At 74.4% G+C, this 18754-nt stretch carries 14 protein-coding genes and 1 pseudogene; 2 read left to right on the top strand and 13 right to left on the bottom strand.

From position 1 onward, the window contains the following. The 13 genes from ftsZ to mraZ all read right to left on the bottom strand — a co-directional run. Positions 1-1194, bottom strand: a 1194-nt coding sequence (gene ftsZ, locus DMH08_RS31190; protein ID WP_233617916.1) for a cell division protein FtsZ, incomplete at its 3' end; no start/stop codon positions are given. A gap of 488 nt (positions 1195-1682) precedes the next feature. Then, positions 1683-2471: a cell division protein FtsQ/DivIB gene (locus DMH08_RS31195; RefSeq protein ID WP_233617917.1), complete on the bottom strand. Its 789-nt coding sequence runs from the start codon at positions 2469-2471 to the stop codon at positions 1683-1685. Between the two features lie 303 nt (positions 2472-2774). Continuing rightward, positions 2775-4196 (bottom strand): UDP-N-acetylmuramate--L-alanine ligase, encoded by a 1422-nt coding sequence (gene murC / locus DMH08_RS31200; RefSeq protein WP_125619544.1) that lies wholly within the window; start codon positions 4194-4196, stop codon positions 2775-2777. Further along, on the bottom strand, positions 4193-5287 hold the full coding sequence (gene murG, locus DMH08_RS31205; RefSeq protein ID WP_026405834.1) for an undecaprenyldiphospho-muramoylpentapeptide beta-N-acetylglucosaminyltransferase: 1095 nt from the start codon (positions 5285-5287) through the stop codon (positions 4193-4195). The genes murC and murG overlap by 4 nt, the downstream gene beginning before the upstream one ends. A gap of 25 nt (positions 5288-5312) precedes the next feature. Beyond that, the gene (gene ftsW, locus DMH08_RS31210; protein ID WP_125619546.1) at positions 5313-6611 is read right to left on the bottom strand and encodes a putative lipid II flippase FtsW; all 1299 of its coding nucleotides are present in this window, start codon (positions 6609-6611) and stop codon (positions 5313-5315) included. Between the two features lie 11 nt (positions 6612-6622). After that, positions 6623-8095 carry a UDP-N-acetylmuramoyl-L-alanine--D-glutamate ligase gene (gene murD, locus DMH08_RS31215; RefSeq protein WP_051301535.1) on the bottom strand — a complete coding sequence of 491 codons (1473 nt, stop codon included), beginning with the start codon at positions 8093-8095 and terminating at the stop codon, positions 6623-6625. Beyond that, positions 8080-9135 carry a phospho-N-acetylmuramoyl-pentapeptide-transferase gene (mraY, locus tag DMH08_RS31220; protein WP_026405832.1) on the bottom strand — a complete coding sequence of 352 codons (1056 nt, stop codon included), beginning with the start codon at positions 9133-9135 and terminating at the stop codon, positions 8080-8082. The genes murD and mraY overlap by 16 nt, the downstream gene beginning before the upstream one ends. Further along, positions 9132-10571, bottom strand: a complete 1440-nt coding sequence (locus DMH08_RS31225; protein WP_026405831.1) for a UDP-N-acetylmuramoyl-tripeptide--D-alanyl-D-alanine ligase — start codon at positions 10569-10571, stop codon at positions 9132-9134. The genes mraY and DMH08_RS31225 overlap by 4 nt, the downstream gene beginning before the upstream one ends. After that, a complete protein-coding gene (locus tag DMH08_RS31230; RefSeq protein ID WP_026405830.1) occupies positions 10568-12103 on the bottom strand; it encodes a UDP-N-acetylmuramoyl-L-alanyl-D-glutamate--2,6-diaminopimelate ligase in 1536 nt (511 codons plus the stop codon). Before DMH08_RS31230 ends, DMH08_RS31225 begins: the two co-directional genes overlap by 4 nt. A 93-nt stretch (positions 12104-12196) precedes the next feature. Further along, a complete protein-coding gene (locus DMH08_RS31235) occupies positions 12197-14470 on the bottom strand; it encodes a peptidoglycan D,D-transpeptidase FtsI family protein (protein ID WP_026405829.1) in 2274 nt (757 codons plus the stop codon). Further along, positions 14467-15186 (bottom strand): hypothetical protein, encoded by a 720-nt coding sequence (locus DMH08_RS31240; protein WP_125619548.1) that lies wholly within the window; start codon positions 15184-15186, stop codon positions 14467-14469. Before DMH08_RS31240 ends, DMH08_RS31235 begins: the two co-directional genes overlap by 4 nt. Then, on the bottom strand, positions 15183-16181 hold the full coding sequence (gene rsmH, locus DMH08_RS31245) for a 16S rRNA (cytosine(1402)-N(4))-methyltransferase RsmH (protein ID WP_125619550.1): 999 nt from the start codon (positions 16179-16181) through the stop codon (positions 15183-15185). Before rsmH ends, DMH08_RS31240 begins: the two co-directional genes overlap by 4 nt. 233 nt (positions 16182-16414) lie before the next feature. Then, positions 16415-16846 carry a division/cell wall cluster transcriptional repressor MraZ gene (gene mraZ / locus DMH08_RS31250; protein ID WP_026405827.1) on the bottom strand — a complete coding sequence of 144 codons (432 nt, stop codon included), beginning with the start codon at positions 16844-16846 and terminating at the stop codon, positions 16415-16417. A gap of 520 nt (positions 16847-17366) precedes the next feature. Between mraZ and DMH08_RS31255 the strand changes: the two genes are divergently transcribed. Next, complete coding sequence (locus DMH08_RS31255) at positions 17367-18302, top strand: AAA family ATPase (RefSeq protein WP_051301575.1); 936 nt, start codon at positions 17367-17369, stop codon at positions 18300-18302. A gap of 4 nt (positions 18303-18306) precedes the next feature. Continuing rightward, positions 18307-18754 (top strand): annotated as a pseudogene (locus tag DMH08_RS31260) (hypothetical protein); the annotation flags it as partial.

The following is an 18754-nucleotide window of genomic DNA, read 5'->3' on the forward strand; positions in this document are numbered from 1 at the left end:
GCTGTGGGCGCCGGCCGCCGCGGGGTCCGGCGAGGGCCCCCCCACCAGGCCGGCCCCGGGCCCGGACCGCCGTCGCCCGCCCCCGCCGCCGCGCCCGGCCCCGCCGCCGCCCCCGGCCGCCGCGCCGGCGGCCGCCGCGCCCGCCCCCGGGGCGGGCGCCGGCGCGGAGCTCGGGGGCGGCGGCGGTGCCGGGCGCGGCGGCGGGGGCGTCTTACGGTGGTCCGGCTCCGGGGCCGGCTTGGTGGGGCGGCCCTCGTCGAACCCCGCGGCGATCACCGTGACGCGGACCTCGTCGCCGAGCGCGTCGTCGATGACCGCGCCGAAGATGATGTTGGCGTCGGTCGCCGCGGCGTTCGACACGAGCTGGGCGGCCTCGTTGATCTCGAACAGGCCCAGGTCGGAACCGCCGGAGATCGACAGCAGCACGCCGTGGGCGCCGTCGATGCTGGCCTCCAGCAGCGGGCTGGAGATCGCCATCTCGGCCGCCGCGACGCTGCGGTCGTCGCCGCGCGCGGAGCCGATGCCCATGAGCGCCGAGCCGGCCCCGGACATGACGGACTTGACGTCCGCGAAGTCCAGGTTGATCAGGCCCGGGGTGGTGATCAGGTCGGTGATGCCCTGGACACCGGACAGGAGCACCTGGTCGGCGGCCTTGAAGGCGTCGAGGACGCTGACCTGCCGGTCGGAGATCGACAGCAGCCGGTCGTTGGGGATCACGATGAGGGTGTCGACCTCGTCGCGCAGCGTCTCGATGCCGGCCTCGGCCTGCATCGCGCGGCGCTTGCCCTCGAAGCTGAACGGGCGGGTGACCACGCCGATCGTCAGGGCGCCCAGCGAGCGCGCGATGTTGGCGACGACGGGCGCGCCGCCGGTGCCGGTGCCGCCGCCCTCACCGGCGGTGACGAACACCATGTCGGCGCCCTTGAGGACCTCCTCGATCTCCTCCCGGTGGTCCTCGGCCGCCTTGCGGCCCACGTCCGGGTTCGCGCCGGCGCCGAGGCCCCGGGTGAGCTCCCGGCCCACGTCCAGTTTCACGTCGGCGTCACTCATCAGCAGCGCCTGGGCGTCCGTGTTGATAGCGATGAACTCGACGCCCTTGAGTCCCTCCTCGATCATCCGGTTGACGGCGTTGACGCCGCCGCCGCCGATGCCGACGACCTTGATGACCGCGAGGTAGTTCTGCGGTGCTGCCACGACGAGGGGCCTTTCCGCTCGCTCTATCCGACCGCCTGACCGGTCTGCCGACCGTGCCGCCGCGGTGTTTCCTGACCTGTGTGCAATTGGCGCGAGCCGGAGCGTCCGGTCCGCCGGACCGGGCCGCCTCAACCCTCACCCTCAACTTGAGGCTTACAGTTATGTCAACCTGAGGACTGATACGGACAGTAGGGCGGCCTTACCGCCAGGGTCAACTAACCTCCCCCGAACTCCACCGGCGTGTCGCACTCAGCGCCGGTTTGCCCAGGTTGGCGACGCCCTCGGTGCGGGAGACATCCTCCCACGGGGGCCGTTCCCCGCACCGTCCCGCCGTACAACGTCCGAATCATCGGTCTCTGCCGTCCCAATCCACCGGCCCCGTGCGCGGCCGGCCCGTCCAGCGTGCCCCATCGGACGGCGCCGCGCGCTCCGACACACGCACCGGAGCCGAACCGTCTCCCGAACGGTCTCCCGAACCGGCCGCGAGGTCAGCTCGTCATGAGGACGTCCGGCGAGCTGACGTCCACCTTCTGGACGGCGCGTCCCGCCGCGGTCCGCTGCAGGGCCTCCAGCAGCCTGACCTTCTCCTCGGCCCGTTCGGCCGCGCCCCACACGACCGTCCGCCCGTCGTTCAGGTACAGGGTGACGGTCTCGGGCGCGGTCGCCTCGACCTCGGCGACCAGCCCGCGCAGCGCGTCCGGCAGGACGGTGAGGACGCGCAGGGCCGCGAGGGTCGACGCGTCGGACGGTCCGGGCGCGCCGACGCTCAACGTGGGCAGCCCCGACGGGCGGGCCGTGCCGTCGGCGACGACCACGCCGTGCCCGTCGATCCGGTGGTACCGCCCGCCGTGCTCGAACACCGCGACGGGGACGCGCTCGTCCACGACGATCCGGACCGTGCCCGGCCAGCGCCGTTCGACCTCGGCCGACTCGACCTCGCGCAGCCGCTCCACGCGGGCGCGGATCTCGCCGGTGTCGAGCCGCGCCATCGGCACGCCCAGGGCGACGCCGGCGGCGGCCGTGATCCGGTCGCGCGGCGCCAGGTCGGTGCCGCTCACCTCCACGTGCCGCACCACCAGCAGGCGCGAGCCGAGCAGCACCCACGTCACCGCGCCGAGCATCCCGACGACCAGCAGCGCGACGAACACCGCCTTCCAGCGGCTCCCCGCCCGCGCTTCCGCCTCGGGTTCCGCCCCCGGCTCGATGTCGGCGTCGATGTCGGCGTCGATGTCGGCCTCCCTGACGGGCTCGCGCCGACCCGTGCGCGACTCGCTCATGACCCAAGCTTGGCAGTGATGCCGCGGCCGGCCGCCGACCGCGCCGCCCCCGGCGTGTCACCCCCGCGCCCCGACACCGTCGACTGCTCCCATGAGCCCGGACAGCCGACCGCCGTCCTCCGCTCCGGACGTCGGTCGCCACACCGGTGGGGGAACGACCCCCCACACCCCCCGACAAGAACAGCTGACCGCCGTCCTCCGCTTCGCTCCGGACGTCGGTCGCCACACCGGTGGGGGGACGACCCCCCACACCCCCCGGCAAGAACAGCTGACCGCCGTCCTCCGCTTCGCTCCGGACGTCGGTCAGCGGGACGCGAGGCGCTCCAGGATGAGCGGGCCGAGGGCGGTGACGTCCCCCGCGCCCAGCGTGATGGCGAGGTCGCCGGGCCGGGCCAGCGACGCCACGATCCCGGGCACGTCGTCCCGGACGGGCGCGTACACGGTCTCGGTGCCCGGCGGGACGGCGTCGGCGACGAGCTTGCCGGTGACGCCCGGTTCCGGGTCCTCGCGGGCGCCGTACACGTCGAGGACGACCGCGACGTCGGCGAGGCCGAGCGCCGCGCCGAACTCGTCGGCGAAGAAGCGGGTGCGGCTGTACAGGTGCGGCTGGAACACCGCGATGATGCGGGGCCCCTCGTCCCCCGGACCGCCCTTCTCGCGCGTGTAGTCGCGGGTGGCGTCCAGGTCGGCGGTCACCTCGGTCGGGTGGTGGGCGTAGCTGTCGAACACCTCCACGCCGCCCGCCTCGCCCTTGGGCTCCAGCCGCCGCATCGCGCCGCCGAACGCGGCGAGGCCGTCCCGCACCGCGGCGTCGTCCAGCCCGAGGGCCTGCGCGACCGCGACGACGGCGGTGGCGTTGAGCGCGTTGTGCCGGCCCGGCACGCCGAGCGCGACCTCGCCGACCCCGTCGATCCGGAACCGGGAGCCGAGGCCGCGGGGGGTGAAACCGGTCACGCGCAGGTCGGCGCCCTCCGCCTCCCCGTACGTCCGGACGGTCAGGCCCCGTTCGCGCGCGCGCTCGGCCAGGTCCATCGCGACCGGGTCGTCGGCGCCGGCGACGAGCGTCCCGCCCGGTTCGACGCGGTCGACGAAGCGGGCGAAGTTCTCCTTGACCTTCTCGAAGCCGCCGTAGTTGTCGAGGTGGTCGGCCTCGACGTTGGTGATCACGGCGATGCGCGGCGTGTACATCAGGAACGACCCGTCGCTCTCGTCGGCCTCGGCGACGAACACGTCGCCGGTGCCTTCGTCGGCGCCGAGGCCGGTCGTGACGAGCTGCCCGCCGATGCAGTAGGACGGGTCGGCGCCCGCGTGCTGCAGCGCGACCGTGAGCATCGACGTGGTGGTGGTCTTGCCGTGCGTGCCGGCGACCGCGACGGCGCGGCGGTCGGCCATCAGCGCGGCGAGCGCCGCGGAGCGGTGCAGGACCCGCAGGCCGCGCTCCCGCGCGGCGACGAGTTCGGGGTTGCCGTCGCGGATCGCGGTCGACACCACCACCGTGTCGGCGTCCCCGAGGTGCGCGGCGTCGTGCCCGACGAACACGTCGGCGCCCATCCCGCCGAGCTGGGCGAGCAGCTCGGAGTCGCGGGCGTCGCTGCCGGACACGGGGATGCCGCGCCGCAGCATGATCCGGGCGATGCCCGACATCCCGGCGCCCCCGATGGCGATGAAGTGCACCCGGCCGAGCTCCCCGGCCGGAACCACCTCGCTGGGATCGATCAGGCTCATCGCGCGGCGCCCGCCGAGCGGACCACGTCGTACACCATCTGCGCGAGCGCCGCGTCGGCGTCGCGGCGGCCCATCCGCCCGGCGGCCTCCGACATGTTCGCGACGCGGGCCGGGTCGGCCAGGACGGGCAGCAGGTTGTGCGCGATCCAGTCGGGCGACAGCTCGGCGTTGTCGACGAGCAGCCCGCCGCCGGCGGCCACGATCGGCTCGGCGTTCAGCCGCTGCTCGCCGTTGCCGATGGGCAGCGGCACGTACACCGCGGGCAGCGCCACCGCGGCCAGCTCCGCGCAGGTCATCGCGCCGGCGCGGCACATGGCCATGTCGGCGGCGGCGTAGGCGAGGTCCATGCGGTCACAGTAAGGGATGGTCACGTACTGTGGTCCGCCCGACACCGGTTCGGGCTCCTCGGTGTTCTTCGGCCCGACGATGTGCAGCACCTGGATGCCGGCCTGCCGGAAGTACGGTGCGGCGGCCACCGCGGCCTGGTTGAGCGACCGGGCGCCCTGCGACCCGCCGAAGATCAGCAGGGTGGGCAGGTCGGGCAGCAGGCCGAAGTACGAGCGGGCCTTGTCGCCCATCGCGAGCCGGTCCAGCGTGGCGATCTCGCGGCGCAGCGGGATCCCGACGAACGTCGGGTTGGGCAGCGGCGAGTCGGCGTGCGACACCGCGACGTGCTCGGTGAACCGGGCGCCGAGCTTGTTGGCGAGGCCCGGCTTGGGGTTGGCCTCGTGCACGATGATCGGGATCTTGCGCTTGCGGGCGGCGAGGTAGCCGGGCGTGGCGACGTAGCCGCCGAAGCCGACGAGGACGTCGGCCTGCGCCTGGTCGATGACGGACGCCGCCGCGTTGATCGCGCCGCGCAGCCGTCCGGGCACCGTCAGCAGCTGGGGGGTCAGCGTGCGCGGCAGCGGCACCGGCGGGATCAGGGCGAGCTCGTACCCCCGCTGCGGGACCAGCCGGGTCTCCAGGCCGCGCTCGGTCCCCAGGCACACGATCCCGGTGTTCGGGTCGTTGCGGCGCAGCGCGTCCGCGAGGGCCAGGGCGGGCTCGATGTGTCCGGCGGTGCCGCCGCCGGCCAGGACAACCCTCATGCTCGTTGACAACTCCTCATGAAAATCACCGACGTGCCAGCCCTAGCCAGCTTAGAGCCCTCACGACCGGTCCGGGGCCCCGTGCGGAGAGTGCCTGTCTCGCGCCGGGCTCCCGTTTCGCGAAGGCGAGCAGCATGCCCAGGGCGAGCAGGGTCGGGATCAGCGCGGAACCGCCGTAGGACACGAGCGGCAGCGGGATCCCGGTGATGGGCAGGACGTTGATGACCGCGCCGATGTTGATGACGGCCTGGACGACGAGCCACGCGGTGACGCCCGCGGCGGCGAGGCGCGTGAAGGTGTCCTGGACGCGCTTGGCGATGCGCAGGCCCGCGTAGGTGAGCAGCCCGAACAGGCCCAGCACGACGAGGGTGCCGGCGAGCCCGAGCTCCTCCCCCACGATCGCGAAGATGAAGTCGGTCTCGGCGTGCGGGAGGTAGTCCCACTTGGCGCGGCTCTCCCCCAGCCCGATGCCGAACATGCCGCCCGACGCGATCGCGTACAGCCCCTGGAGGCTCTGGTAGTTGCTGGTGAGCGTGTTGCCGGACGGGTCGAGGAACCCGGTGAGGCGCTGCATCCGGTACGGCTCGACGATGATGAGGATCGCCACGAGCAGCAGCACCATGCCGGCCATCCCGACGAACAGCCGTCCGGGCGCGCCGACCACCCACAGCAGCGCGAGGAAGATCGTCAGCAGCACCAGCGTGGTGCCGAGGTCGCTGCCCAGCATGACCAGCAGCACCAGGAACCCGGCGCCGGGCAGCAGCGGCACCAGCAGCGGCCGCCACTCGGTGAGGTGCCCGAGCCGCTCCTTGCGGGCGAGCAGGTCGGCGCCCCACAGCACCAGGCCGAGCTTGGCGGGCTCGGACGGCTGGATCTGCACGGGCCCGAGGTCGATCCAGCGGGTCGCGCCCCAAGCGCTGCGCCCGAGGCCGGGCACCAGGACGAGCGCGAGCGCGACCATCGACAGCAGCAGCAGCGGGTAGGCGCACGCGCGGAACGTCTTCACCGGGAGGCGGGACGCCAGCCACATGCCGGGCAGCCCGATCACCAGCCACAGCGCCTGCTTCTGCACCAGCGTGTACGCCGAGCCGGTCGCCTGGAGCTGCTCGACGCTGGACGCCGACAGCACCATCGTCAGGCCGAGCGCCGTCAGCAGGATCGTGCAGCCGAGGACGAGGTAGTAGGACGTCAGCGGGCGGTCGAGCAGTCCGACGGCGGCGACCGCGCGCTCGCGCGGCCCGAACCGCCGCGTCCGGCGGTCGCCCGCCGCCCGGTCGGCCGATGCGCCGCCGGCCGATGCGCTACCGGCCGATGTGGAGGCCATCGCGCCGTGCCCTACCGGGTGCTCCGGGAACCGTCCGCCGGCCCGGCGGCACCGCCGCCGCCGGCCGCGCCGCGGGCGGCGGCGAGCCGTTCGACGGCCGCGATGAACGCGTCGCCGCGGGCCGGGTAGTTGGCGAACATGTCGAAGGAGGCCCCGACGGGGGCGAGCAGCACGGTGTCGCCGGGGCGGGCGAGCCCGGCGGCTTCGGTGACGACGCGTTCCATCGCCCCAGTGTCGGTGTCGGCGACGTCCACGACGGGGACATCCGCCGCGTGTCGCGCGAGCGCCTCGGCGAGCCGGTGCCGGTCGCGGCCCATCAGCACGACCCCGCGGAGCCGCGCGGCGCACGATCGGACCAGGTCGTCGACGTCCAGGCCCTTCAGCAGGCCGCCCGCGATCCACACGATCGGCTCGTAGGCCGCCAGGGACGCCGCCGCGGCGTGCGGCTGGGTGGCCTTCGAGTCGTTGACGTAGGCGACGCCGTCGACGTCGGCGACGTGCTGGATGCGGTGCGGGTCGGGGACGAACGCGCGCAGCCCCTCCCGGACCGCCTCGGGCGGCACCCCGTACGCGCGGGCGAGGGCCGCGGCGGCGAGCGCGTTCGCGACGTTGTGCGGCGCGAACGGGCGGACGTCCTCGAGCGCGGCCAGCTCGGCGGCCTCGGTCGCGGGGTTCTCCGTGTACGCCCGGTCGACGAGCAGGTCCTCGACGACGCCCAGTTCGCCGGGGCGCGGCACCCGCAGCGTGAACCCGACGCGCCGCTCGACGTCCGCGGCGTTCTCGGCGAGCGCCGTGGAGGTCGCGTCGTCGGCGTTGTGGACGGCGACGCAGCCGGGCGCGTAGATCTTGCCCTTGGCCTCGACGTACGCGTCCATGGAGCCGTGCCAGTCGAGGTGGTCGGGCGCGACGTTGAGGACGGCGGACGCGGCCGGGGCGAGCGAGCTCGACCAGTGCAGCTGGTAGCTCGACAGCTCCACGGCGAGGACGTCGTGCTTCTCCGCGACCGCCTCGACGATGGGGGTGCCGACGTTGCCGACGGCGAGGGCGTCGTGCCCGGCGGCGGCGAGCATGCCCGCCAGCATCCGCACGGCGGTGGTCTTGCCGTCCGTCCCGGTGATCGCCAGCCAGGGCGCCGCGCCCTCGGCCGGGCGCAGCCGCCACGCCAGCTCGACCTCGCCGATGATCTCGATGCCGGCGGCGGCCGCCGCCGCGAGCAGCGGGGCGTCCGGGCGCCAGCCCGGCGAGGTCACGACCAGCTCGGTGCCCGCGGGCAGGGCGTCGCCGTCGCCGAGCCTGACCGCGGCCCCGCGGGCCTCCAGGTCGGCGGCGAGCGCGCGCCGCTCCGCGTCGTCGCGGGCCTCCACGGCGGTGACGCGGGCGCCGCGCGCGGCGAGCGCCCGCGCGGCGGCCGCGCCGGACACGCCGAGCCCGGCCACGCACACCGGCAGCCCGTCCCAGGGACCGTTCGTCACTTCGGCATCCATTCCAGGTAGAACAGGCCGATGCCGATCCCGACGAACAGGGCGGACATGAGCCAGAACCGCACGACGATCGTGGTCTCGGCCCATCCGGACAGCTCGAAGTGATGCTGCAGCGGCGCCATCTTGAACACGCGTTTCCCGGTCATCTTGAACCCGCCGACCTGGATGATCACCGACAGGGTGATCATCACGATGAGCCCGCAGAGGATCGCGAGCAGCAGCTGGGTGCGGGTGAGGATGGCCAGGGCGACCAGCACGCCGCCGAGGGCCAGCGAGCCGGTGTCGCCCATGAAGATCTTGGCCGGGGGGGCGTTCCACCAGAGGAAGCCGAACACGCCGCCGAGCACGGCGGCGGCGACGACCGCGAGGTCCAGGGGGTCGCGGACGCTGTAGCAGTTGGGGGCGAGGGCGGCGGAGCAGCTGTTGCGCAGCTGCCAGTTGCCGATGACCACGTACGCGGCCAGCACCATGCCCGCCGGGCCGGCGGCGAGGCCGTCCAGCCCGTCGGTGAGGTTGACGCCGTTGGACATCGCGGCGATGAGCAGCAGCGCCCACAGCACGAAGAAGTAGGGGCCGATCGAGGGGCCGAAGTCGCGCAGGAAGGAGATGTGGGCGGAGGCGGGGGTGACGTCGTAGCCGTTGGGGAACCGCAGCGACACGACCGCGAACACGACGCCGACCAGGATGATCCCGATCATCTTGGCGCCGCTGCGCAGGCCGAGGCTGCGCTGCTTGAACACCTTGATGTAGTCGTCGACGAACCCGACCAGCCCGAGTCCGGTCATCAGGAACAGCGCCAGGATCCCGGAGACCGTGGGGGCGTTCCCGGTCACCAGGTGGGACACCGCGTACCCGACGAGCGAGCCGACGATGAAGACGGTGCCGCCCATCGAGGGGGTGCCGCGCTTGGTGAGGTGGGCCTCGGGCCCGTCGTCGCGGATCATCTGCCCGTAGCCGAGCCGGTTGACGATCCTGATCCACACCGGGGTGCCCAGCGCCACGAAGACCAGCGACACCCCGGCGGCGATCATGATGTCGGTCATCGGGCGGCCTCCGCGTCACCCCGGTCGCCGGCGGCGGGGGCCGTCGCGCCCGTCCCGCGCCGACCGGTCAGGACGCCCTCGGCGACCCGTTCCAGACCGGTCACCCGCGATCCCTTCACCAGTACGACGTCCCGCGGCGCGAGCCGCTCGCTGAGCGCGGCCACCGCCGCGCCGACGTCATCCACCTGCACGCACTCTCCCGTCCATGACGTCGCCCGTGCGGCCCCTTCGGCCATCGCCGCGGCGTTCGCGCCGACGACGATGAGGCCGGCGACGCCGCTGCGGGCGACATGCTCCCCGATCTTGGCATGTTCCGACGCGGACGAGTCGCCCAGTTCGGCCATTTCGCCGAGGACGGCCCAGGCGCGGCGCCCGCGGGCCATGTGGGCGAGCAGGTCGACCGCGGCGCGCGTGGAGTCCGGGTTGGCGTTGTAGGCGTCGTTGACGACGGTGACGCCGTCGGCGGTCTCGGCGACCTCCATCCGCCACCGGCTGACCGGCTCGGCCTCCGACAGCGCCGCGGCGGCGTCGGCGGGCGCGATCCCGGCGGCGCGGGCGGCCGCGGCGGCGGCCAGCGCGTTCGGGACGGCGTGCGAGCCGTGCAGGCGCAGCGCGACCGGCACCGCCCCCTCGGGGGTGACCAGCGTGAACCGGGCGCGGCCCCGCTCGTCCAGCGTCTCGTCCGCGGCGCGGACGGTCGCGTCCGGCGACCGCCCGAACGTGACGACGGTCGCGGCCGTGCGGGACGCCATCGCCGCGACGAGCGGGTCGTCGGCGTTGAGCACCGCGGTGCCCCCGGGCGCGAGCGCCTCGACCATCTCGCCCTTCGCCTTCGCGATCATCTCGCGGCCGCCGAACTCGCCGACGTGCGCCGTCCCGACGTTGAGGACGACGCCGATGTCGGGCCGCGCGATGCCGGTGAGGTAGGCGATGTGCCCGACGCCGCGGGCGCCCATCTCCAGCACCAGGTGGCGGGTGCCTGCGTCGGCGCGCAGCACCGTCAGCGGCAGCCCGATCTCGTTGTTGAACGACCCGGGCGGGAACACCGTCGGCCCGGCGCGCCCGACGACCTGCGCGATGAGGTCCTTGGTGGAGGTCTTGCCGGCCGACCCGGTGACCGCGGCGACGGTCGTGTCCGGGAGCCGCTCCAGCACGCCCCGGGCGAGCCGCCCGAGCGCCTCCTGCACGTCGCGGACCAGCACGGCGGGCCCGTCCACGGGGCGCAGCGCGAGCACCCCGGCGGCCCCGGCCGCGAGCGCGGCGGGGGCGAAGTCGTGGCCGTCGGCGCGCTCGCCGGGCAGCGCCGCGAACAGGGCGCCCGGCTCGGCCGCACGGGAGTCGACGACCACGGGACCGCGCACCACGGCGTCCGGGGGGCCGCCGTGCACGGTCCCCTCCGTGATCTCCGCGATCGTCGACAGCGGAAGTGGGATCACGCCTGCGTCCCCGCCCCTCTCGTCTCACCCATGTGGCGCCGCAGCGCGGCGCGGACGACCTCGCGGTCGTCGAACGGATGCACCTCGCCGGCCACGTTCTGGCCCTGCTCGTGCCCTTTGCCCGCGATGACCAGGACGTCGCCGCGACGGGCCCGGCCGACGGCCAGCGCGATGGCGGCGGCACGGTCGGGTTCCACCACGACGTGCGCCCGCTGCGGCTGCGGCACCTTGAGCCCGCCCTCGACCATAGCGCCGAGGATGGCCAGTGGATCTTCCGACCGCGGGTTGTCGTTCGTGAAATACGCCATGTCGGCCAGCCGCAGCGCGGCCTCCCCCATGAGCGGGCGCTTGCCGCGGTCGCGGTCGCCGCCGCAGCCGAGGACGATCGCGAGCCGCCCCTCGGTGACCGGGCGCAGCGCGTTCAGCACGGCCTCGACCGCGCCGGGCTTGTGCGAGTAGTCGACGAGGGCGGTGAAGTCCTGCCCCTCGTCGACCCGCTCCAGCCGTCCGGGGACGCCCGGGCAGGACGCGACGCCCCGCACGGCGGCCTGCAGCGTGATCCCGGCCTCCACCAGCGCGACGATCGCGGCGAGCGCGTTCGCGACGTTGAACGGGCCGGGCAGCGCCACCCCCGCGTCGGCCTCGACGCCGCCGGGCCCGACGACGCGGAACGCGGCGCCGTCGGCGCCGAGGCGCACGTCCTCGGCGCGCCAGTCGGCGCCCGGGTCGCCCGACGCGGAGAACGTCGTGGTCGGGACGGTGGCCATCTCCAGCAGCTCGCGGCCGTAGTGGTCGTCGAGGTTGACCACGCCGACGCCCGAGTACTCGGGGGTGAACAGCCGGGCCTTCGCGAGGAAGTAGTCCTGCATGGTCGGGTGGTAGTCCAGGTGGTCCTGGGACAGGTTCGTGAACACCGCGACCTCGTAGCGGGCGCCGCCCACCCGGCCCTGGACGAGCGCGTGGCTGGACACCTCCATCGCGGCGGCGCCGACGCCGCGCTCGCGCATCATCGCCAGCAGCGCGTGCAGGTCGGTGGCCTCCGGCGTGGTGAGCGCGCTCGGCACCGTGTCGCCGCCCGCGCGGATCTCGACGCCGCCGACCAGGCCGGTCTCGAGCCCGGCGGCGCGCAGCCCCGCCTCGGCGAGGAACACCGTGGTGGTCTTCCCGCTGGTGCCGGTGACGCCGATGAGGGTGATGTCGCGGCCGGGCTCCCCGTACACCCAGGACGCCGCGGCGCCGAGCCGGGCGCGGACGTCCGGGACGACCAGGACCGGCAGGCCGGTCGCGGCGGCCGGCTCGTGCCCGGCGGGGTCGGTGAGGACGGCGACCGCGCCGGCCCGCGCGGCCTGCTCGGCGAACTGCGCGCCGTGGGCGCGGGTCCCCGGCAGCGCCGCGTAGACGTCGCCGGGCCGGACCGCCCGGGAGTCGTGCGTGATCCCGGTGGCGGACGTCCGCCCCAGGTCACCGGCCTCGATCCCGAAGAGCTCCGCGAGCCCGCTCAGCGGGCGGGCCGGATTGGTGGTCGGACGCATGACGTGACTTTCGGTGGAATCGGAACGGAACCGCCGCGGTGCGGGCGATGAGTTCGGCGGTGGACTCACGGCGTGGAAGGGTACTCGCTGCGATCAGTCCCGCGCGTGGGTCCGGATCGTCGGCGGTTCGCTTCCCGTCGGCGGAATCTTCTGGGTCTGCAGCGCGAAGCCCATCACGTCCCGGAAGACCGGGGCCGCGACGTCGCCACCATAGTGGCTGCCGCGCCTGGGGTTCTCCAGGACGACCTGAACGACGAGCCGCGGGTCGTCGGCCGGGGCGAATCCGGCGAACGAGGCGACGTAGCCGCCGCCCCGGTAAGCCCCGGTGTCGGGGTTGATCCGCTCGGCCGTGCCGGTCTTGCCGGCGACCCGGTACCCCTCGATCTGCGCCTTGGGCGCGGTACCCTCCTCGGTGGTGACGCCCTCCAGCATGTCGCTGATCTGCCGCGCGGTGCGGGCGCTGACGACCCGCCTGGTCTCCGGACCGTCCGCGGGGTCGAACTCGTCGTCCTCGTCCACGGTGCCGGCGATGAGGCTCGGCTCGACCCGGACGCCGCCGTTGGCGATCGTCGCGTAGACGCTGGCCATCTGCACGGCGTTCACCGAGAGGCCCTGCCCGAACGCGATCGTGTGCCGGTCGGTGCCGGACCACCGGTCGGGCGGGCGGAGGCTCCCGGCCGTCTCCCCGGGCAGGTTCAGGCCGGTCTTCTCCCCGAAGCCGAACTCGCGCAGCGTGTCGTAGAGCTGCTTCTCGCTGATCCGCTCGGCGGCCAGGATGGTGCCCACGTTGCTGGACTCGGCGAGGACGCCGGCGAAGGTGAGCCGCTCGGTGGGGTGCGGGTGCGAGTCGCGGAACAGCTCGTAGCGCCTGATGCGGTCGGGCACGGTGAACGGGGTCTGCGGGGTGACGCCGCCGTGCTCGAGGACGGCGGCGGCCGTGGCGACCTTCCCGGTGCTGCCGGGTTCGAAGGCCCGCTGGACGAGCGGGCTGCCCCACACGTCGGGTTTCGACGCGCCGTAGCGGTTCGGGTCGTAGCCGGGCGCGGACGCCATCGCGAGGATCTTGCCGCTGCGCGGGTCCATGACGATGACGCTGCCGCCCTCGCTGCCGGTCGCCTTGACCTGCCGCGTGATCGCCTCTTGCGCCTTGTACTGCAGGTCCTGCAGGAGGGTGAGGCGGATGCTGCGGCCCGGGACGGGGGCCTGCTTCTGGTCCTCGCCCATCGGGATGTGCTGGCCCTCGAGGCTCAGCTCCACGCGCTGCCGGCCGTCGCGGCCCGCGAGCACGTCGTTCATCGCGGCCTCGATCCCGGCCGCGCCCTTGCCCGAGTCGTTCACGAAACCTATGACGCCCGCGGCCAGCGATCCGTTGGGATACTCCCGGCGATACTCCGGCAAAGTCCCGATCCCGGCGAAACCCCAATCGTTGATCATGCGGGCCTTCTCCGGGCGCACGCCGTGCGCCAGGTACACGAACTGGGTGTCGGGCTTGCTGACCGCCTTCATCACGGTGGCGGGGTTGAGGCCGAGGGTGGGCGCCAGCGCGTTGACGATCTCCTGCCGCTTCCCCGGCTCGATGATCGACGGGTCGACGAACACCGACCGGGCCTCCACCGTCATCGCGAACGGGTTGCCCTTGGCGTCGGTGATTTCGCCGCGGAGGGCGGGCAGCTCGATCTCCTTGACCCGCTGCCGCAGCGCCAGCTCGGCGTACCGGTCGTCGTCGATGGTCTGGAGCTGGACGAGGCGCCCGGCGAACAGCGACAGCACGAACGCGACGGCGAGCAGCCCGATGTTGAGGCGCTTCAGCGGGTCGCGGCGGTCGAAGACGCCGCGGTGCCGCGGGCCGCGCGGCGGGCCCGAACCGCCGCCGCGCCGCGGCCGGCGCGTCCGTCCGGGCCCCTTGTCGGCGCCCTTGCGGGGCCGGGCGGGGGCGCGCCCCTGCGGCGACGCCACCGGGGTGCGCTTGCCCGCCGCGGTGCCGGTGCCCTTCTTCGCGGAGCCGCCCTTGGGCGCCGCGGCCTTGCCGGAGGTCGTTTTGGCGGGGCTCGATTTCGGGGCGGCGGTCTTCGCGGAGGCGGATCTCGCGGAGGCCGGCTTGGCCGCGCCCTTCGCGCCGCCCGGCTTCTTCGGGCCGCTCTTGCCGGACGGCTTGGCGGGCTCGGACGAGCGCGGCGGGGGCGTCGCGCCGCGGGCCGGGCGGCGCGGTCCCCCGCGACCGCCCGTCCCGTCGGTGCGCCCGGACGCGCGCGCCGCGCCCGGGCCGCTCTTGCCGTCCCGGCCCGCCGATCCCCGGGAGCCGCGGCCCTGCGGGCCGCGCCCGCGGCCGGGCGACGGCCCGGCGCCGCGTCCCGGCCCCTGGGTCACCGCGCGGCCCCGTCGCCGGGGACGACCGTGCCCGGCACGCCGATGACGCTGGCCGCGCCGGCCGCCGCGGCGTCCGCGTGCGGCACGGGGCGGATCTCCTGGCCGCTGGGGCGGCCGGTGTCGGTGTCGAAGAACACCGGGACCTCGTTCGGCTTCATGCCGAGGCTCTCGGCGATCTTCGCGAGGTTCTCCGGCGACCGGCCCCGGGCGACGTCGAGGGCGAGTTCCTGCTCGCGCTCGGCGAGGCGCTCGTTGCTCTGCTGCAGCCGGGTGAGGGTGAAGGCGTCCTTCGCCAGGACGGTGTTCAGGAGCAGCAGGCTGACGAGGGCGCCGCCGAGCAGGCCGACGATGAGCAGGATGAACGGGGTGCGCGGCGGCGACTGCCCCGCCCGCCGGGGCGCGACCTCGGCCCTGGCCTTGGACGCCCGCGCGGCCGGCGCCTTGACCGCGGTCCCGGCCGCGGCGGCCTTGGCCGCGCGCTTGGTCGCGCTCTTCGCCGCGGTTTCGGCCGCCGCCTTGGCCGGAGCCTTGGCCGGAGCCTTGGTTGCCTTAGCCGGGGCCTTGGTCGCCTTGGCAGCCTTGGTCGGGGCCTTGGTCTCCTCGGCGGCCTTCGCCGCCTTGCCCGGCGCCTTCGGCGGCTTCTTCGCCGCAGCCCGCCGCGCCGGGGACTTCCCCTTGGGCGGCGTGCGCGGCGGACGTCGGCTGGTGGTCGTCATGTCGCCTCCCGGACCCGCTCGGCGGCGCGCATCCGCACCGATCCGGCCCGCGGGTTGGTGGTGGTCTCCTCGTCGGTCGGCAGCTCGGCCCCGCGGGTGAGCAGCCGGAAGCGCGGCTCGTGCTCGGGCAGCGGGACCGGCAGGCCGGGCGGGGTCGTGTCGGCCGCCTGCGCGGCGAGGACCTGCTTGGTGATGCGGTCCTCGAGGGAGTGGTAGCTGAGGACGACGACCCGGCCGCCGACCGGGAGCGCGTCCAGGGCGGCGGGCAGCGCCCGGCGCCAGGTGTCGAGTTCGCCGTTCACCTCGATGCGCAGCGCCTGGAAGGTGCGCTTGGCCGGGTTGCCGCCGGTGCGGCGGGTCGCGGCCGGGATCGCGGTGCGCACGAGGTCGGCGAGCCGCCGCGTGGTCTCCAGCGGCTCGCGCTCGCGTTCCCGGACGATCGCGGCGGCGATGCGCTGGGCGAACCGCTCCTCGCCGTACTCGCGCAGGATGCGGGCGAGCTCGGCGGGCGGGTAGTCGTTGACGACGTCGGCCGCGGTGAGCCCCTGCGTGCGGTCCATGCGCATGTCGAGGGGGGCGTCGTAGGAGTAGGCGAAGCCGCGGTCGGCCTCGTCGAGCTGCGGGGAGGAGACGCCGAGGTCGAACAGGACGCTGTGCGCGGCGGGCACGCCGAGGCGGCGCAGCACGCGCGGGATCTCGTCGTAGACCGCGTGCTCGAGGACGACGCGGTCGCCGAAGGGGGCGAGGCGCCGGGCGGAGCGCTCCAGCGCGGTGGTGTCGCGGTCGAGGCCGATGAGGCGCAGCCGCGGGTGGGCGCGGAGCATCGCCTCGGCGTGGCCGCCCATGCCGAGGGTGGCGTCGATGTGCACGGGCGTCTCGTCGCGCGGGACGGCGTCGATCGCGGGCGCCGCCAGTTCCAGGACGCGACCGAGCATGACCGGTACGTGACCGGCCCCGGCCGCGTGGTCGCCCACGTCCATGTCGAAACCCCCCATGCGCTGCCACTCGCTCGCGGTTCTGTGCAGCATCGCCGGTCCGGACCGTGTCCGCCCCCCGGCGGCGGCCTCGCCCGGCCAGGTCCCCATCCGCTGCCCTGGAGGAAGTTCACCGCGCCTGCGCGGGGGTCGCCGCCTGGCACCGGGGAAGCTGCGCCAGATGGCTGGAGAGCGGCTGGAGACCTGGCCGAACGCGGGCCAGTGCCGGTCGTCGGACCGACGAGTCGTTCACCTCAGAGGATCCCTGGCAACACCTCCTCCGAGACATCGGAGAAGACCTGCTCCTCCTGCTCGAGATAGGTCTCCCATGCCTGGGCGTCCCAGATCTCGAGGCGCGTGTTCGCCCCGATCACGGTGCACTCCTTGGCGAGACCCGCGTAAGTGCGCAGCGGCTGCGGGATGGTGATGCGACCCTGCTTGTCGGGAACCTCGTCGGACGCGCTGGCGAAGAAGACGCGGCTATAGGCGCGTACCGCCTTCTCGGTGACCGGCGCGGCGCGCAGAGCCTCGGTGATGCGCTGGAACTCCGCCATGGGGAAGACGTACAGGCAGCGTTCCTGGCCCTTCGTGATCACCAATCCCCCCGACAGCTCCTCGCGGTACTTCGCCGGCAGGAACAGCCGTCCCTTGTCGTCGAGACGCGGTGAATGGGTGCCGAGGAACACCGGCCCACCTCCCGCGCCGCAAGGGACGCTACCGCCCCCCACGGCGCCCCACTCTACTCCACTCTTCCCCACCGTCAACAACGAAAACCGCTTCGGCCGAACAAGATCGACGAAGAAAGCGCAGGTCAGGAAGGGTGGTGCGGAGTGGGGCGCCGAGGGGGCCTCCCGCGCGCCGGATGCCGGGCGGGCGCGCGGCGGCGGCCGCTCCGATTCACGGACGTCCCACCGTGAACCCGTCGAGATCGACACATGCCGGGCTCACGTCCGCCGTGAACATCGCGACGACGATCGCGACGACGTACTGTCTGTTTGGGTGGCGCGTCGGAGCGCGGCACCGCCCGCGGCAAGCGGGGCCGCGTTTTCCGGGGACGGGTCCTGCCGGGCCCGCGGGCCCTGCCGGGCACCCACGCGGCCGGACGGCTGAGGAGGTTTGGTGGCAGTAGGAACGCACGGCGAATCCCCCCGCTCCGCCGCGCGCGGCGAACCGGCCGGCGCGGAGCCCGGGCCCGGGCTCGAGCGCCTGGCGAAGGTCGCGGGCCGGATCAGGGGCGCCGTGGAATCGGTGATCGAGGGCAAGCCGGCGGCGGTGCGGCTCGCGCTCACGGTCCTGCTGGCGGAGGGGCACCTGCTGATCGAGGACGTGCCCGGGGTCGGCAAGACGATGCTGGCCAAAGCCCTCGCCCGGTCGGTGGACTGCTCGGTCCGGCGCGTGCAGTTCACGCCCGACCTGCTGCCGAGCGACATCACCGGGGTCAGCGCCTACAACCAGGAGCTGCGCGAGTTCGAGTTCAAGCCGGGCCCGGTGTTCGCGAACATCGTGGTCGGCGACGAGATCAACCGCGCGTCCCCGAAGACGCAGTCGGCGCTGCTGGAGTGCATGGAGGAGCGGCAGGTCACGGTCGACGGCACGACGTACGCGCTGGAGCCGCCGTTCATGGTGATCTCCACGCAGAACCCGGTCGAGATGGAGGGCACCTACCCCCTGCCGGAGGCGCAGCGCGACCGGTTCACCGCCCGCATCTCGATGGGGTACCCGGATCCCGCCGCCGAACTGGAGATGCTGGACGTGCACGGCCGTTCGTCCCCGCTGGACCGGCTGGCCCCGGTCGCGCACGCCACGGACGTCCGCGAGCTGATCGAGGTGGTGCGGGGCATCGAGGTCTCCCCGGACGTGCGGCAGTACGTCATCGACCTCATCGCCGCGACCCGGGCGCATCCGGAGCTGCGGCTCGGCGCGTCCCCGCGCGCCACCCTGCAGCTGGTGAAGGCGGCGCGGGCGTACGCGGCGCTGGACGACCGCGACTACGTGATCCCCGACGACGTCCAGGAACTGGCCGTCCCCGTGCTGGCCCACCGGATGCTGACGACCACGGAGGCGCAGGTGGACGGGCGGCGGTCCGAGCACGTCGTCGCCGACCTGGTGCGCCGGCTGCCGGTCCCCGCCCCCCGGAGGTGACCGGGTGCGCAGAGCGCTGGCCGGCCTGACCACGCGCGGGCGGTCGTTCGTCGCCGCCGGCGCGACCGCGATCGCGTGCGCGTTCGTGCTCGGCGAGCGGGACCTGCTGCGCGCCGGGGTGCTCGTCCTGGTGCTGCCGCTGCTGTGCACGTTCGCGGTGGCGCGCACCCGCTACCGGCTGGCGTGCGCGCGGCGGCTGGCGCCGGCGCGGCTGCCGGTGGGCCGGGAGTCGCGGATCGACCTGCGGCTGGAGAACGTGTCGCGGCTGCCGAGCGGACTGCTGATGGTGGAGGACCGGATCCCGTACGCGCTGGGCGGCCGGGCGCTGCTGCGCGCCGGGGTGCTCGTCCTGGTGCTGCCGCTGCTGTGCACGTTCGCGGTGGCGCGCACCCGCTACCGGCTGGCGTGCGCGCGGCGGCTGGCGCCGGCGCGGCTGCCGGTGGGCCGGGAGT

This window comes from Actinomadura sp. WAC 06369, from assembly GCF_003947565.1.
Lineage (GTDB): Bacteria > Actinomycetota > Actinomycetes > Streptosporangiales > Streptosporangiaceae > Spirillospora > Spirillospora rifamycini.